14 protein-coding genes, 1 tRNA gene and 1 riboswitch are annotated in these 16,416 nt (G+C 57.9%); of the genes, 3 read left to right on the top strand and 12 right to left on the bottom strand.

From position 1 onward, the window contains the following. From ATU_RS02100 to ATU_RS02085, 4 genes are all read right to left on the bottom strand, one after another. Entirely contained in the window at nucleotides 1-681 is a 681-nt protein-coding gene (locus ATU_RS02100; protein ID WP_010970893.1) for a DUF2290 domain-containing protein, read from the bottom strand. Continuing rightward, complete coding sequence (locus ATU_RS02095; protein ID WP_051883810.1) at nucleotides 681-2,816, bottom strand: DEAD/DEAH box helicase; 2,136 nt, start codon at nucleotides 2,814-2,816, stop codon at nucleotides 681-683. Before ATU_RS02095 ends, ATU_RS02100 begins: the two co-directional genes overlap by 1 nt. Before the next feature lie 263 nt (nucleotides 2,817-3,079). Then, nucleotides 3,080-3,153 (bottom strand) — tRNA-Gly (locus tag ATU_RS02090). Nucleotides 3,154-3,209: 56 nt separating this feature from the next. Beyond that, on the bottom strand, nucleotides 3,210-4,322 hold the full coding sequence (locus ATU_RS02085; RefSeq protein ID WP_010970891.1) for a 2'-deoxycytidine 5'-triphosphate deaminase: 1,113 nt from the start codon (nucleotides 4,320-4,322) through the stop codon (nucleotides 3,210-3,212). A 73-nt stretch (nucleotides 4,323-4,395) separates the two neighbouring features. Then, a riboswitch (SAM riboswitch) is annotated at nucleotides 4,396-4,474 on the top strand. 43 nt (nucleotides 4,475-4,517) lie between these two features. Between ATU_RS02085 and ATU_RS02075 the strand changes: the two genes are divergently transcribed. After that, nucleotides 4,518-5,702 carry an O-succinylhomoserine sulfhydrylase gene (locus ATU_RS02075; RefSeq protein ID WP_006310686.1) on the top strand — a complete coding sequence of 395 codons (1,185 nt, stop codon included), beginning with the start codon at nucleotides 4,518-4,520 and terminating at the stop codon, nucleotides 5,700-5,702. A 234-nt stretch (nucleotides 5,703-5,936) separates the two neighbouring features. Further along, a complete protein-coding gene (gene apaG, locus ATU_RS02070) occupies nucleotides 5,937-6,329 on the top strand; it encodes a Co2+/Mg2+ efflux protein ApaG (RefSeq protein WP_010970890.1) in 393 nt (130 codons plus the stop codon). Between the two features lie 72 nt (nucleotides 6,330-6,401). Here the strand turns inward: apaG and ATU_RS02065 are convergent, their stop codons facing one another. The 3 genes from ATU_RS02065 to ATU_RS02055 form a co-directional block, all read right to left on the bottom strand. Then, nucleotides 6,402-7,391: an Hsp33 family molecular chaperone gene (locus ATU_RS02065; protein ID WP_006310684.1), complete on the bottom strand. Its 990-nt coding sequence runs from the start codon at nucleotides 7,389-7,391 to the stop codon at nucleotides 6,402-6,404. Nucleotides 7,392-7,627: 236 nt separating this feature from the next. Beyond that, nucleotides 7,628-8,545, bottom strand: a complete 918-nt coding sequence (gene argF, locus ATU_RS02060; RefSeq protein ID WP_010970889.1) for an ornithine carbamoyltransferase — start codon at nucleotides 8,543-8,545, stop codon at nucleotides 7,628-7,630. Nucleotides 8,546-8,601: 56 nt separating this feature from the next. Then, nucleotides 8,602-9,801, bottom strand: coding sequence for an aspartate aminotransferase family protein (locus ATU_RS02055; protein ID WP_010970888.1), 1,200 nt, complete (start codon nucleotides 9,799-9,801; stop codon nucleotides 8,602-8,604). A gap of 431 nt (nucleotides 9,802-10,232) precedes the next feature. On the opposite strand from ATU_RS02055, the gene ATU_RS02050 reads away from it, so the two are divergent. Further along, entirely contained in the window at nucleotides 10,233-10,766 is a 534-nt protein-coding gene (locus ATU_RS02050) for a GcrA family cell cycle regulator (protein ID WP_006310679.1), read from the top strand. Between the two features lie 291 nt (nucleotides 10,767-11,057). Here ATU_RS02050 and phoB read toward each other — a convergent pair whose 3' ends face one another. The 5 genes from phoB to pstC form a co-directional block, all read right to left on the bottom strand. Continuing rightward, nucleotides 11,058-11,741 (bottom strand): phosphate regulon transcriptional regulator PhoB, encoded by a 684-nt coding sequence (gene phoB, locus ATU_RS02045; RefSeq protein WP_003493692.1) that lies wholly within the window; start codon nucleotides 11,739-11,741, stop codon nucleotides 11,058-11,060. 32 nt (nucleotides 11,742-11,773) lie between these two features. Continuing rightward, nucleotides 11,774-12,499 carry a phosphate signaling complex protein PhoU gene (gene phoU, locus ATU_RS02040; RefSeq protein WP_006310677.1) on the bottom strand — a complete coding sequence of 242 codons (726 nt, stop codon included), beginning with the start codon at nucleotides 12,497-12,499 and terminating at the stop codon, nucleotides 11,774-11,776. Nucleotides 12,500-12,595: 96 nt separating this feature from the next. Continuing rightward, entirely contained in the window at nucleotides 12,596-13,411 is an 816-nt protein-coding gene (gene pstB, locus ATU_RS02035; protein ID WP_003514913.1) for a phosphate ABC transporter ATP-binding protein PstB, read from the bottom strand. Between the two features lie 14 nt (nucleotides 13,412-13,425). Continuing rightward, the gene (pstA, locus tag ATU_RS02030; RefSeq protein WP_010970885.1) at nucleotides 13,426-14,748 is read right to left on the bottom strand and encodes a phosphate ABC transporter permease PstA; all 1,323 of its coding nucleotides are present in this window, start codon (nucleotides 14,746-14,748) and stop codon (nucleotides 13,426-13,428) included. Next, a complete protein-coding gene (gene pstC / locus ATU_RS02025; protein ID WP_010970884.1) occupies nucleotides 14,745-16,229 on the bottom strand; it encodes a phosphate ABC transporter permease subunit PstC in 1,485 nt (494 codons plus the stop codon). The genes pstA and pstC overlap by 4 nt, the downstream gene beginning before the upstream one ends. Nucleotides 16,230-16,416 lie beyond the last annotated feature (187 nt).

The following is a 16,416-nucleotide window of genomic DNA, read 5'->3' as shown; positions in this document are numbered from 1 at the left end:
TCACGGCGTGGGCCTGATCCAACCAAAATGAAAAAATCCTTGTTCCAATGGAAGGATTGTTCTTGGCTCGCGAAATCTAGACTGCCCATGCACCTGATGGTCCCAAAACTCTGCATAGTAGAACTTGAGGAGGAAAGAAAAAAACTCGTCCACACTAATCGGCGAGACCAGTGGAATACGACAACTGCCAATACCTATATGGATGTGCGCATCAGGATGTTCCCCAGGAGGTCTTCGGTCCTGCTCGCGCTTAGGTGGCTCAAAGTCGAACCGCATGAAGCCAAGCCGAGGCGCGTCTAGCGCCCCTGCAAGACAGGCGTCGTCGACAATGTCATAAATCGTTTCATCAGCAGTTGACCGCAAATCGAGCTTGGCGGGGCACGGAAAATAGAGATATCTATGATTGGTTATTCGCCCTTCACAGGTGCTATATTTTAGCTGCACGAGTGATCCATCAAACAATATACAGGAGTATTTTGCCTGCCGTAGACACGCGAGGTAATGGATTGTGCTTCCCTCCGCGATATCTGCGCCAGTTTCATCGCCAGAAATCTTTGATGTGTCGCCCACCTCTATAGTAGTTATGTTTGTCGTTCTTGTTGGAACGACTTGTCTGAATTCGTTAACAAACCCGACTTCTGCCAGCGTTCCTAGATATGAGGTCAAGGCCAGATGGTTCATTATTGGATGTTCCGGAAGACCGCTTGTATTTCAGGGGACAATGATGATGCGCTGATTTGCCCGCTCTTTAGTAGCAACAAAATTCTCTCAACTGCTGCTTGGTCTTGACGAAGACCATCGATCTCGTCCTGCGGCCGGTCTCTATGCAGAAGCCGTATTTTCTTCAGGTCCTCTTGGGTTGGATAAATGAAATTCAGTTCGAAGTTCGATTGCCGGATTCGGTTGAATTCCGCGATTAGGTTAGCCATTGAAGGACCAGTCCCCGTGACCCTCACCCAAGCTCTCGAGCGCGTCATAGCTGTGAAGAGCATATTTCTCTTCCGCGCTAGGCCGAAGCCCTGAGAACACGACTCAGCACCTAAGACGTAGACAAAAGGGGCTTCATTGCCTTTTGCTCTGTAGATCGACGTTATCGCCACGCTGTTGGAGGTGAAAACCTCATCAAGCGAACTGGTCACGCCGACGAGATGCCCCCCAATTCCTCGGGCACCTAAACTCTTTATAAGCTTTCCACCGATCGATCGCGAAGTGTACGGATCGGGTATGACAACTAGGATATCATCAAGTTCAAGCTCATCTTCATTTACATTCGAGGCGATCTGGTTAGCGACCCATTCAACCTCATCCCCCAATGTGTCGAACTGAATGAACCTCAAGCTTTCCTCTGGACTCAAAAGCTCGGAAAAAAATGCCGGTGTCGAAGCCTCATCACGACGGAGCCGGACATGCGATCCAGCCGTCAGCGGGCCCTGCACTATAGAATAGCCAATATCGGTCCAGAGTTCAGATCCATCGAAGAGTTGGATAAGGTTGCTCGGTTCATTCGGTGCTTGTTCGCGCGCCGTACCGAAACCGAGGCCGTGTGCGGCTGTCAGATTCCAAGGCGAGTTTCTATAGCATATCGGCAAGACAATATCGCTTCTTGCCCTGCCGGGTTCGTTTCGCAATTCAACGTTCGGTGTGCCATCTGGCCGAACGCCAAATAGGCTCTCTGCCGGGAGCATGTCGAAGTCAGACAGGTTTTGAAGTTCATCGTAGGCGTATACGATTCGCTTGGGGTCTTTCGTATATAGAAAAACCAGTTCAAAAAACTCTGCGGGGAAATCTTGGGCTTCGTCTATAAGAATTACATCGTAAATTGGACGAATCTCGCCACCAGCTTTCGATGCCTGTAGCAATTCGCTGCACGCCCCTCTAAATGCGCCATTCTGACCATATTTGCTGGACGCCTCAGAGAACGTCATTTTTTTAAGCGATGCAGCTTCCGCGAAGCTGGTGTAGAGGCCCGGTGTCGTCGCGCCACCCCAAGCATGCATCACTAAAAGCTTGGACCAGTCAGGTTCGCTTTTCGAGAACTCAAAACAGAACTGACGCACTAGCCTGCGGAATTGCTGATAAAGAGTTCTAGTCTGAAAGGTTATTACAATCTGCCAGTCGGGGTTTTTCGTGTGTAAAAAAGCAGCCTTCAATGCCAGTACGATGGTCTTACCGGAACCTGCTAAGCCACGAATGCGCTGAACGCCGGACGGAATTTCTATCGCAGCCTTTTTCTGAAAAGCATCGAGGTTAGCAATTTTCTTTTCGATCTCTTTGATTATCGCTCCACGCGATCCGGTTTTGCTGACAGCCGCCCTTTGTTTTTTAGGTCGGATAGTTGCTGTTCGCTCGATTACCGAGCACAGGCGCTCATAATACGCTCGGGGAATCTCGACACCTTGCTGCAGTGCGCTATTAACTTGGTCGATAGTTAGAAAGCGTACGTATTCGTCATCAAAAGATTGATCTACTGATAGCGTTATGACGTTGACAGGCACCTGTAGCTTGGAGCGCTTAACGAGGCCATCGTCCTCCAATAGTTTTGAATGAAGTGCGTTGTAGAGACGCTCGGTAGAGGATTCGATTTCTTCGAACTCCTCCTGTTTCCCCGGGTCATTGTTCCCGTGCTCCAAATCGAATGCCCAAACTCCGTGAAAGGGAGACACATAGAGCGCGTCAACCTTAACGTTGCCCTGTGCGTTCAGTAGTATTGGGTAACCGAGATACAGAGTGCCCGGTACGTTGCCCGCGCCAAAAACTTCAACGAGCTGGCGTTGCGCCATCGACACATGCTGATCGCCGTAGATAATCTCAGCCACGTCACTCTCCAGTCTCTGCATTCAACATCTGGATTGTCTATTTGGGAACAAGGCACCTTGCAAGCGCTGGCCACATTTACCGAACCTTTATGGGCATGTTTGAAAAGAGATTTCGAAGCCAATTTACACTACTTAAAACCTACCATCGAAGCACAAAGACAATAGGTAAAGAGGTCAAACGGTGAACACCGTGTGTAAAACAACCTGTAAAATTCGCAGCTTCTTCAACAATCATAATCGGCTAGAAGCCCTGAGAAATAAGGTGGAGCGGGTGAAGGGAATCGAACCCTCGTATTCAGCTTGGGAAGCTGCTGCTCTACCATTGAGCTACACCCGCGCAGGCTAAGACATCGGACAGTTCGCGGCGGGTGTCAAGCGGCCCGCCGGGGTTCATTATTCGGCGCGGAAATGTTTGGAGAGCTTCAGCCCCTGCGCCTGATAGTTTGAGCCGAGGCCGGTGCCATAGAGGCCTTCCGGTTTTTCCAGCATGTGTTCGTAAACCAGCCGGCCGACGATCTGGCCGTGTTCCAGGATGAAGGGCACCTCGTGGCTGCGGACTTCAAGTACGGCGCGGCTGCCGGTGCCGCCGGCCTGCGCATGGCCGAAGCCAGGATCGAAGAAACCGGCGTAATGCACGCGGAATTCGCCCACCAACGGGTCGAAAGGCGTCATTTCGGCTGCATAAAGCGGTGGCACATGCACGGCTTCGCGTGAAACGAGGATATAGAATTCATCCGGATCGAGGATCAGTTCCGCACGCCCGCGCGCGAAGAGCGGTTCCCAGAAATCGAGGACATCGTGCTGGGCCTTCTTGTCGACATCCACCACCGCCGTATGATGTTTGCCGCGGTAACCGATCAGCCCGTTCTCACCGAAACCCTTGAGGTCGATCGACAGCGCAATGCCGCCGCCCGTCACGTTCGGGTTTTCGCTAGCTACCAGCGTTTCCGTCTCGTGCAGCTTCAGCACTTCACTTTCATTGAGAAGTGCGTGGCCGATGCGGAAGCGAATCTGCGACAGGCGCGAGCCGCGGCGCACCACGATGGGGAAAGTGCGCGGGCTGATTTCCAGATAAAGCGGACCAGTATAGCCAGCCGGAATCTTGTCAAATTCCTGGGCATTGTCGGTCATCACGCGGGTGAATATATCAAGCCGGCCGGTCGAGCTTTTCGGATTGGCTGAGGCCGACATGTCCGCCGGCAGAGCAAGGCTTTCCATCAAGGGAACGATATAGACACAGCCGGTTTCCAGCACCGCACCCTGGCTGAGATCGACCTCGTGCAGGCTGAAGCGGTTGAGCTTGTCGATGACGCGGGTTCCGGGGCCAGGCATGAAGCTGGCGCGGACGCGGTAAGCTTTCGAGCCGAGCCGCAGATCGAGGCTGGCGGGCTGCACCTGGTCGACATCGAGATCGGCCTCGCTTTTCAGCTTGTCGCCCGCAAACAGCGCCCGGATTGCGCCATCCGCCAAAATGCCCGTGGTTCTCGTCCCCGTGGTTCTCGTCATGGTCATCATTCCTTTTTACGGCGACAAAACCAAAAGGAAAGCATTGACGCAAGCCGGTAACGGCAGTATGGCAAGCTTATCCCGTGGTGATTTGGCCGGTCGGCTTGCAGCCACGTTAAACAAGTGGCTAAAAAGACCGGGTGCTAGGAACCGGTCTGCTTTTGCGGCCGGTTTTTTTGTTTTGAAGGTGATCACATGAGCAATAAATGGCGCCCGGCAACCCAGCTCGTTCACGGCGGTACGCTACGCTCACCCTATGGTGAAACGTCGGAAGCGATCTATCTGACCCAGGGTTTCGTTTACGAAAACTCCGAAGCCGCCGAAGCCCGCTTCAAGGGCGAAACGGATGGCTTCATCTACGCCCGCTACGCCAGCCCGACCAATGACATGTTCGAAAAGCGCATGTGCCTGCTGGAAGGCGCGGAAGACGCGCGCGCGCTTGCCTCCGGCATGGCCGCCGTCACCGCCGCCATCATGTGCCAGCTGCGCGCCGGCGATCACATCGTTGCCGCACGAGCCCTTTTCGGCTCCTGCCGCTGGGTGGTGGAAACGCTCGCACCGAAATACGGCATCGAATGCACGCTGATCGACGGACGTGATCTCGACAATTGGGAAAAGGCGATCCAGCCGAACACCAAGCTGTTCTTCCTTGAAAGCCCGACCAACCCGACGCTCGAAGTGGTTGATATTGCCGGTGTGGCGAAGCTCGCCAACCAGATCGGCGCGAAAGTGGTGGTCGATAACGTCTTTGCGACGCCGCTTTTCCAGAAGCCGCTCGAACTCGGCGCCCATATCGTGGTTTATTCGGCCACCAAACATATTGACGGCCAGGGCCGCTGCCTGGGTGGCGTGATCCTCTCCGACAAGAAGTGGATCGAAGAAGAGCTGCAGGACTATTTCCGCCATACGGGCCCGGCCATGTCGCCGTTCAACGCCTGGACGCTTCTGAAGGGCATCGAGACCCTGCCGCTTCGCGTCAAGCAGCAGACGGAGAATGCCGCGAAGATCGCCGATTTCCTCGCCGATAGCGGCAAGGTCGCCAAGGTCATCTATCCCGGCCGCGCCGATCATCCGCAGGCGGATATCATCGCACGGCAGATGTCCGGAGGCTCCACTTTGGTGGCCTTCGAACTGAAGGGCGGCAAGGACGCAGCCTTCAAGTTGCAGAACGCGCTTGAGATCGTGAAGATTTCCAACAATCTCGGCGATGCCAAGAGCCTCATCACCCATCCCGGTACGACGACACACAAGAACCTCTCCGACGAGGCGCGTGCCGAACTCGGCATTTCCGGAGGCACCCTGCGCCTTTCCTGCGGCATCGAGGATACCGACGATCTGCTGGAAGATCTCGCAAAGGGTCTTGCGGCCGTTTCCGCCTGAAAATTCAATCGGCAAATCGCCATGGCCCGACCCAGGTGTCGGGCCATGGTTTGCCTGATCGGCCGCAAAAGTCCGCAACAAGCAACCCATATTTACCTTTATTGTTATCCCTAACGCTGGAAAACAGCGCAACAGGAGATGCCTCCTGCCCGTCAAGTCATTCATTTTCTTGACGATAGCCAGAGCCTATAGTGTAGGATGTGGCGGCAGGCATAATATTGAGGTGTGGCGCGTATGTATCGTGCTCTGACAAGGGATATCGAGGTGACGGTCGATCCGTATTATCTCGAGGAACAATCCGACCCGGATGACGATCGTTACGTCTGGGGCTATAAAGTCGTGATCGCGAACAATTCCGATGTCCCCGTAAAACTCGTCAACCGTTATTGGCATATCACCGATCAGAACGGACAGGTGGACGAGGTCTACGGGCCGGGCGTCGTGGGTGAACAGCCGCAGCTCAAACCAGGCGACAGCTATGAATATTCCTCGGGCTGCCCGCTGGATACGCCTTCAGGCCTGATGTTCGGCCATTATGAGATGGAAACGGAAAATGGCGAGGTGTTCAATGTCACCATACCCGCCTTTTCGCTGGATTCACCCGGCCTGATGCGCGTCCTGAACTGACGACATCCGCCCGGCAAAGGAAAAGCCGCGCCTGTTAGAGCGCGACTTTCGATTCAGGCATTCTCAAAAGATTCAGGCATTCTCAAATTCGCTGACATCGTAGCGATAGGTGGTGGAGCAGAACTCGCAGGTTACGGCGATGGCGCCGTCTTCCTCGCTCGCCTTGATCTCCTCGGCGGTGAAGCCGGAGAGCACACCCTTGATCTTGTCTCGCGAGCAGCTGCAACGGTCGAAAATGGCCTGCGGATCATAGATGCGCACGCCGCTTTCGTGGAAAAGCCTGTAGAGCAGGCGTTCCACCGGCACCTGCGGATCGGTCAGCTCATCGGTATCGATCGTGTTCAGCAGCGTCACGGCTTCGGTCCAGGCATCGTCCTCCTGCACCTCGTGGCCACCTTCGTCACCATCGCCACCATGCAGATCGCGCATGCGCAACCGCTCGGGGGCCTGCGGCAGGAACTGCGCGATCAAGCCACCTGCACGCCAGCCGTGGCGCGGCTTGCCTTCACTGTCGCGGTCGAAGAACTCCGCGACGCCAAGGCGCACGCGGGTGGGAAGCTGTTCCGACTGGCGGAAATAGACCCCGGCAATGTCTTCCAGCGAGGAGCCATCGAGCGGCACGATACCCTGATAGGGCTGCATGCCCGCGCCCTGATCGATGGTGAAGGCGAGAATACCATTGCCCAGCAATTGCTCCGGCGAGGTTTCACCGGCCGCAACCGCTTCCGCCAGCCGCTCCTCATCAAAACGGGCGTAAGCGCGCATGCTGTCCGGCGCGGAGAAATCCGCGACCAGCAGGTCAACCGGGCCGTCGCCCTTGGTCTGGACGGTCAGCTTGCCGGAAAACTTGAGCGAGGTGCCGATCAGCGCCGTGAGGACCGTCGCTTCCGCCAGCAAGCGGGCAACCACGGCGGGATAGTCATGCCGTTCGAGGATGGCGTTCAGCAGCGGCCCGACCTGCACGCCGCGGCCGCGTACATCCAGACCTTCGACCTGAAAAGGCACAACCTTGTCGTCGCCAGCAAAATTGAGATCGTCCAGTTCAACCGTTACATCTGCCATGTTGATACTCCTTGGCGCAGCCGTGGCGCCGCTACCGTCCAAAAGTCCGGCTTTCAAATGTGGTTTTTGCTTGTCGCACAGAGACCCGGGAAGCGAAACCGCCTCCGGAGAAAAACGTGCAATTGTGATGATGGCCCGCCAGCAAACCGACGCGTCTCTTCGAAGCCCCACAGATGGTAATCGATGCGTGTCAGTTCAAGCACCCGGCCCGAAGACGATCAGGACGGGTGAATTTCTCAGATCACGCCCATGCACCATGCGATGACGGATTTCTGCGCGTGGAGACGGTTCTCCGCCTCATCGAAGACCACCGATTGCGGGCCGTCGATCACGGCGTCCGTCACTTCTTCACCGCGATGCGCCGGCAGGCAGTGCATGAACAGCGCGTCCTTCTGCGCCTTGGCCATCAGGGCCTCATTGACCTGATAGGGCTGGAAGATGTTGTGGCCGCGCGCCTTGTGCTCCTGGTTCATGGACACCCAGGTATCGGTGACGACACAATCCGCACCCGCGACCGCCTTGTCCGCATCATGATACAGCGCGATCTCGCCGCCATTGTTGCGGGCCCAGTTCATGAACTTGTCATGCGGTTCGGAACCCATCGGCACCGCCATCGTCATGCGGTAACCGAAACGTGCGGAGCCCTCGACGAAAGAGTGCAGCACGTTGTTGCCGTCGCCCGTCCAGGCAATGGTCTTGCCTTTGACCGGACCACGATGTTCCTCGAACGTCATGATGTCGGCCATGATCTGGCAGGGATGGGTATCATCGGTCAGGCCGTTGATAACAGGCACCGTCGCGTGTTCGGCAAGCTCGAGCAGGCGCGAATGATCCGTGGTACGGATCATGATGGCATCCACATAACGCGACAGCACCTTGGCGGTATCGCCGATCGTTTCCGCACGACCGAGCTGCATTTCAGTGCCCGACAGGAAAAGGGTCTCGCCGCCGAGCTGGCGCATGCCCACATCGAAGGAAACGCGGGTGCGGGTGGACGGCTTTTCGAAGATCATGGCCAGCATCTTGCCGGCCAGCGGCTTTTCCGCCGTTCCCGCCTTCGTGGCGACCTTGCGCGCGCGCGCATCGTCAAGAATTGTCCGCAGGTCCTGCGGGCCAACGGCCGACAGGTCGAGAAAATGTTTAGGTGAAGCCATTTCAAACTATCCCATGCTCGCGAGCCTCCAGGAAGAGGCCCGCTTTTATTGTTTCCTCAGGCGATTTTCGCCTGCTTGGCGGTCAGGGATGCGGCTGCCGCTTCCACGCGTGCCAACCCTTCGCGAGCCTCTTCCGCCGTCGTAACGAGTGGCGGCAGAAGGCGGATGACGTTGTCTCCCGCCGGTACGCCGAGCAGATGTTCCGCACGCATGGCCTGCAGCAGCTCACCCGAGGGAACTCTGGCCTTGATGCCAAGCAGCAGGCCTTCGCCGCGAATTTCCTCGATGACATCGGGATAACGATCCTTCAGCGAGGCAAGCCCCTGGCGGAAAACCAGTGCGACATCACGGACCTTTTCGAGAAAGCCGTCAGCGAGAACGACGTCGAGCACGGCATTGCCGACCGCCATGGCCAGCGGATTGCCGCCATAGGTGGTGCCGTGCACGCCGGCCGTCATGCCGGAAGCGGCATCCGCCGTTGCAAGGCACGCGCCGAGCGGGAAACCGCCGCCGATACCCTTGGCAACCGCCATGATGTCAGGCGCGACACCAGTCTGCTCATAGGCAAAAAATTTGCCCGTGCGGCCAACGCCGGTCTGGACCTCATCGAAAATCAGGAGCAGGTCGTGCTCATCACAAAGCGACCGCAGCAGCTGCAGGAATTCCTTGGCCGGCGCGCGGATGCCGCCCTCGCCCTGAATGGGCTCGATCAGAAGTGCGGCCGTCTCGGCCGTGATGGCAGCCTTCAGCGCATCGACATCACCGAACGGCACCTGGTCAAAACCTTCGACCTTGGGACCGAAACCTTCGAGATATTTCTGCTGGCCGCCGGCGGCGATCGTCGCCAGCGTGCGGCCATGGAAGGCGCCTTCAAATGTGATGATGCGGAACTTTTCCGGATGTCCCTTGGAATAATGGTAACGGCGCGCGGTCTTGATCGCGCATTCCAGCGCTTCCGCGCCGGAATTGGTGAAAAAGACCTTGTCCGCAAATGTCGCTTCCGTCAGTCGCTTTGCAAGCTTTTCCTGTCCGGGCACTTCATAGAGGTTGGAGACGTGCCAGACCTTCTCGGCCTGGGTCTTGATCGCTTCCACGAGGTGCGGGTGGGCGTGGCCCAGCGAGTTGACCGCAACGCCGGCCGCAAAATCCAGATATCGCTCGCCGCTTTCCGTGAAAAGCCAGACGCCCTCGCCTCGCTCAAAGCGCAGGGGGGCTCTTGCAAACGTATCGAACAATGGCGCGGCGGCTTCGGCCATGGCTGTATCACTCCTTGCGCGGACGCGCTGTCAGACGGTTGTCAATAGGCTCTGAGGGTTATCCCTCGCCTGAAAATCAAAAATGCCGCCTTGCGGCGGCACCGGCACTATTGTCAGTTCGCCTGCCGATGTCAACAAAAGTCCGCATTTGCCGGGCGTCTCAAGCAGTAGTAGATGGAAGCTTTCGAGGCCCAAGGTGTTGCCTTTCAGACTCAACTCACCAGCAAGTTGGGGAAAACCGGAAAATCGATTCCAGATGATTCCCCCGACTCTTGCCACGGAGTCGGGCTGGCACTAGGTTAATCGCTAATTACTAGACTGCATTGCGGCGGAACTAGTCACCGAAAATCTGGCGGAAACCACGCTTGCGGCACGCCCGCGGGGCGGAGAGGGATTCTGCCGACAATACACGCGAAAAGCGGAGAAGCGGCATGAACTGGACAGACGAGCGAGTCGAGAAACTCAAGAAATTGTGGGCCGAGGGACTTAGCGCCAGCCAGATAGCAGCGCAGCTGGGCGGTGTCAGCCGTAATGCCGTTATCGGCAAGGTTCACCGTCTCAATCTGCCGGGACGCGTCAAGGCCGGCGGTCCGGTCACTTCGGCGCGTTCCGCGCCCAAGCGCGCCGCCGCCCCTGCCCCGCGCGCGACGAATTTCGCCGGTCGTGTCGGCACGGCACCGGCCCGGATCCTGACGCGTTCCAACGCGGCAACGGCTCTTCAGGAAGAGATCGGCGTCGAGACTGCAGAAGTTCTCGATTACGTTCCTTCCAGAAACGTCGTCACCCCGATTTCCCGTCGCCTGACGCTGACGGAACTGACGGAGCGCACCTGCAAGTGGCCGGTCGGCGACCCCTTGAAAGATGATTTCCATTTCTGCGGTTGTGAAGCGCTGGAATCTTCGCCCTATTGCAAGTTCCATGCGAAGCTCGCCTACCAGCCGGTTAGCGAGCGCCGTAAGGCTTGAGTGTTGCGGCACGCATTTGACACTCAAAAACTACGGGCTTTCGGGCCCGTTTTTTTGTGACAAAAGTATCGCGCTTCCCGGTCAGCGACAGCAGAGCGTCAAGGCTTTCCTCACCGCCGTCGGGTTTCGCCCGGCAATCCGGATTTCTGCGAGCCATCGGCAAGTTGTCAAAGGGATGATGCTGTCGTCTTTGCGGAAGGTTCAAAATGAAAAGGCCCGACACCATTCCGGTTTCGGGCCTTTCGATTTTGGAGTATGTCGCGCTGAAAGGAACCGTCAGTTCGGTTCCTCTCAGGCTTCCATCGAATATCCGGCACCACGCACGGTGCGGATGACATCCTGCATATGGGAGAAATTGAGCGCCTTGCGCAGGCGTCCGACATGCACGTCAACGGTACGCTCGTCGACGTAGATATCGTGGCCCCAGACGCCATCCAGCAATTGCGAGCGGGAGAACACCCGGCCCGGCGAGGTCATCAGGAACTCCAGCAGGCGGAATTCCGTCGGGCCGAGGCGCACTTCGCGGCTTTTGCGGTGAACGCGATGGGTCTCGCGATCCAGTTCGATATCACCACATTTCAGCACCGAAGACAGAACCTCGGGACGCGCCCGGCGCAGCATGGCCTTGACGCGGGCCATGAGTTCCGGCGTCGAGAACGGCTTGACGACATAATCGTCGGCGCCGGTGGCAAGGCCACGAACGCGCTCGCTCTCTTCGCCACGCGCCGTCAGCATGATGATGGGCAGGCGTTCCGTTTCCGGCCGCATTCTGAGCCTCCGGCAAAGTTCGATGCCGGAGACGCCAGGCAGCATCCAGTCCAGGATGAGAAGATCCGGAATACGCTCCTGCAACCTGATTTCCGCCTCGTCGCCACGGGGTATCGTGTCGACGTCGTATCCCTCAGCCTCGAGATTGTAACGAAGCAGGACGCTCAGCGCTTCCTCGTCTTCCACAACTGCAATCTTCGGCACCATATGCTAACTCCGCACAAGCCTCTGCCTGTCTGTTACTCGGTCACCGAACCGAGCGTGTTGGAACTGTCGTCCTTCGGACGCTCGCCCTCCGGCTGGCTGCCGGTGGCCATGTAATAGATCGTCTCGGCGATATTGGTGGCGTGGTCGCCGATACGCTCGATGTTCTTGGCGCAGAACAGAAGATGCGTGCAGGTGGTGATATTGCGCGGATCTTCCATCATGTAGGTCAGAAGCTCACGGAAGAGCGACGTATACATGGCGTCGATTTCCTCGTCGCGCTCGCGGATGGCATTGGCCTTCTCGGCGGATCGGGTGGAATAGACGTCAAGCACTTCCTTGAGCTGCACCAGCGCCAGTTCCGACAGATGCTCGATGCCACGGGCGAGCTTGCGCGGAACGCCGGTTCCGGCAACCGCAATGACGCGCTTGGCGGTATTCTTGCCGAGATCACCGACGCGCTCCAGGTCAGCGGCAATACGCAGGGTGCCGATGATTTCGCGAAGGTCAGCCGCCATCGGCTGGCGTCTGGCGATGGTGACAATCGCCTTGTCGCCGATTTCGCGCTCAGCGTGGTCAAGAATGGTATCGTCCGAAATGACTTTCTGCGCGAGCGCAGCATCGGAATTCACGAGCGCACGCACGGCGTCGCCGCACATCTGCTCGGCAAGACCGCCCATTTCGGCGATACGACGCGTCAGAAACTTCAGTTCATCATCATAGGCAGACAGAATATGCGAATGGGTCGTTGTCTGTGTCATGGTCTAGTCCTCCGGCTTGGCCTGCATGCGCGTGCCCGGAAGCGGGCACGGCAGAGGCACCAGTCTTGTTCGGTTTCGAGAAAGCGCCGGCCAGGATCAGCCGAAGCGGCCCATGATGTAGTCCTGCGTGCGCTGGTCGTCCGGATTGGTGAACATCTTGTCGGTTTCGTTTTCTTCGACAAGGTGACCAAGGTGGAACATGGCCGTGCGCTGGGAAACACGCGCCGCCTGCTGCATGGAGTGCGTGACGATGACGATCGTGTAATTGGTGCGCAGTTCGTGGATCAGTTCCTCGACCTTGGCGGTCGCGATCGGGTCCAGCGCCGAGCACGGCTCGTCCATCAGGATCACTTCGGGGCTGACGGCAACTGCGCGGGCGATGCACAGACGCTGCTGCTGACCGCCGGAAAGGCCGGTGCCGGATTCCAGCAGACGGTCCTTCACTTCGTTCCAGAGACCGGCCTTCTGCAGGCTATGCTCGACGATCTGGTCCATATCCGCCTTGTTGCGGGCGAGACCGTGGATACGCGGACCATAGGCGATGTTTTCGTAAATCGTCTTCGGGAAGGGGTTCGGCTTCTGGAACACCATGCCGACGCGGGCACGAAGTTCCACGACATCGATCTGCTGATCGTAGATATCGTCGGTGTCGAGCGTGATCTTGCCGGTTACCCGGCAACCGTCGATCGTGTCGTTCATGCGGTTCAAGGTGCGCAGGAAAGTGGATTTACCGCAACCGGACGGGCCGATAAGTGCAGTCACCGTGTTTTCGCGGACATTGAGGTTCACGTCGTAAAGCGCACGCTTTTCGCCGTAATAAACCGAAACGTCCTTGCCGATCATCTTGTATGAGACTTCATTCATTTTCTTGTCCAGCGCCTTTTCAACTGCTGCTTCCGACAACATGTTCATTGCTCAATCTCCCTCTACCAGCGCCGTTCGAAGCGGCGACGCAACAGGATTGCGCCAACATTCATGACGATGAGGAACAGAAGCAGGATGATGATAGCGCCAGATGTCCTTTCGACAAAGGCGCGCTCGGCTTCGTTCGCCCACATGTAAATCTGCACCGGCAGGGCCGTGGACGGATCCATCGGCGTTGTCGGATAATTCGCAACGAATGCCACCATGCCGATCAGCAGCAGCGGCGCCGTTTCACCCAGAGCGTGGGCGAGACCGATGATGGTGCCGGTCAGGATGCCGGGCATGGCGAGCGGCAGCACATGATGGAAGATCGTCTGCATCTTGGAAGCGCCAAGCCCGAGGGCTGCGGCACGGATCGACGGCGGCACGGCCTTGAGGGCAGCACGCGTCGCGATGATGATCGTCGGCAAGGTCATCAGCGTCAGGACGAGACCGCCGACCAGCGAGGCCGAGCGCGGAAAGCCCATGAAGTTGATGAAGACGGAAAGCCCGAGCAGACCGTAAACGATCGAGGGAACAGCCGCGAGATTGTTGATATTCACCTCGATGAGATCCGTCAGGCGGTTCTTCGGGGCGAATTCCTCGAGATAGATGGAGGCCGCAACACCGATGGGCAACGCCAGCACCAGCACGATCAGCATCATGTAGAAAGAACCGATCAGCGCCACGCCGACACCCGCCGCTTCCGGACGGCTCGAGGCGCCGTTGATGAAGATGCCGGTGTTGAAATGTTTGCCGAGCTGCCCGCTTTCGGCGAGCTGGTTCATCCAGCCGAGCTGCTGGTTCGAGATGCGGCGATTGGCTTCATCTGCCGTGAGATCGACCTGGCCCTTGAAGGCGCTGTCGACATCGCCCGACGCCAGAAGCGTAACGGTACGGGTGGTGCCGATGACGGCCGGATCGGCGACGACGATGTCACGCAGCTGCGTGCGCACGCTGTCGGAGATCAGGAGGTTGACGGCACGAAGACCGGCACGGTCCGTCGGCGCAATGCCGAGAACCTTAGCGACCGCATCGCGGGCAACGACGGGATAATTGGCCGTCATCAGCTTCGCCGGGTTGGTGGCGCGCTCATTCTTCGGATCGATGATCTGTTCGGAAAACTCGACCGGAACGGTAATCATCGTCTGCTGGAAAGCGGTGTAACCCTTGGAAACAACCGAAAAGAGCAGCAGGAAGAGGAAGAGAAGGCCAAAAGAAATCGCTGCCATTCCGTAGGCACGGAAGCGACGTTCGGCGGCATAGCGGCGCTTGATGCCGATATCACGGCGCGTGGCTTTGTTCACGGCGCTACCGCCGGCTGCGGGAGAGACGATGTCGGTCATTCATATTGCTCCCGGTATTTGCGCACAATGTATAGCGCGTAGATATTCAGGCAAAGCGTGATGGCGAAAAGCGTGATGCCGAGCGCGAAGGCGACCAGCGTCTGGGGCGAGGTAAATTCAAGGTCACCGGTCAGCTGGCTGACGATCTTCACCGTCACCGTTGTCATGGGCTCGAAAGGATTGAGCTGCAGGCGGGCAGCAACGCCGGCCGCCAGAACCACGATCATGGTTTCGCCGATGGCGCGCGAGGCCGTCATCAGCACGGCGCCGACGATGCCGGGAAGAGCGGCGGGAACGATGACCTTCTTGATGGTTTCGGACCGTGTGGCGCCGAGACCCAGCGAACCGTCACGCAGCGAGCGCGGAACGGCGGTGATGATGTCATCCGACAGCGACGAGACATAGGGGATCAACATGATGCCCATGACGAAGCCGGCGGTGATGACGCTCTGCGCCTGAATGAAATTGGCGTAGTTGCCCGTCGCCAGACCGTTGATCTGCGTGGAAATGTCTCTGAGGAAAGGACCGACCGTCGTCAGCGCGAAGAAGCCGTAGACGATGGTGGGGATGCCCGCGAGCACTTCGAGCAGCGGCTTTACCACCGAGCGAAGGCGTGGCGTTGCATATTCCGACATGTAGATCGCCGAAAACAGCCCGACCGGCACGGCGACCAGCATGGCGACGAAACCGATATAGAGCGTGCCGGCGAGCAGCGGGATCAGGCCGAACTGGCCGGAAGAGTCCGTCGCGCCGGCCGCGGCAAAACGCGGATCCCAAACCGTTCCGAAGAAGAACTGGTGCGCCGGAACCATGGTGAAGAACTGGATCGCTTCCGTGAGCATCGAAAGGACGATGCCGATGGTCGTGAGGATGGCGATGGACGACGCGACGACCAGAGCCGCGAGAATGACCCTCTCCACCCTGTTGCGCGCCCGAAAACGCGGCGCGATTGAACGCAGTGCATAAGCGGCACCGGCGAATGCGACCAGCAGCACGGTGGCGATCATACCCAGGCGGCTGGTGGAGGTCATCGCGTTCAGCGTCTGGGCCGCGTCGACCATGAAACGCTGCGGTTCACCGGCGATCGCGACACCTTTCGATGCCAGAAGCGGCCGGACCGCTGCCGTGTCGGCCTCAACCTGCGCGGTTTCTTCCGGCGCCAGCCGTTGGAGGCCACGGGCAATGGAGGTCACCATGCCATAGGTGAGGCTCTGCTGTGCCTCGGATTGCGCCCGGACATCCTCCGGAAAATCACCGCGCACCGCGGAAGTGACGAGCAGCGGGCTGATGACCAGCCAGGCACAGAGAATGAACGCCGCGGGCAAAACAGCCCAGACGACCGCGTAAGAGCCGTGATAACCGGCACGGGAATGCATGCTGGAGGGACGGCCACCAGACAGGACAACAGCGCGGCGGCGGCCGAGCAGATAACTGCCGATGCCGATGAGCGCCAGTATCAGCAAAAGGATCGATGTGTTCATTAGAGTTCCCTCGGCGTGCCTCAAGAGCACGGTGCGATATCGGGCAAATCAAAAAGTCATCAAAACGAGACCGCTGGACCATCCGGAGATGCTTGCCGCCTGACTGTAATAAAGTCTGGCAAGCGTCAAGGTTGATACATCCTATCCATCTGTAATCCATCAATAATCATGTGGATGGCGATGAATG

The sequence above is a fragment of the Agrobacterium fabrum str. C58 genome (assembly GCF_000092025.1).
GTDB classification, from domain to species: Bacteria; Pseudomonadota; Alphaproteobacteria; order Rhizobiales; family Rhizobiaceae; genus Agrobacterium; species Agrobacterium fabrum.
The sequence above is the reverse complement of the archived record's forward strand: the minus strand, read 5'-3'. Positions and strand labels throughout refer to the sequence as shown.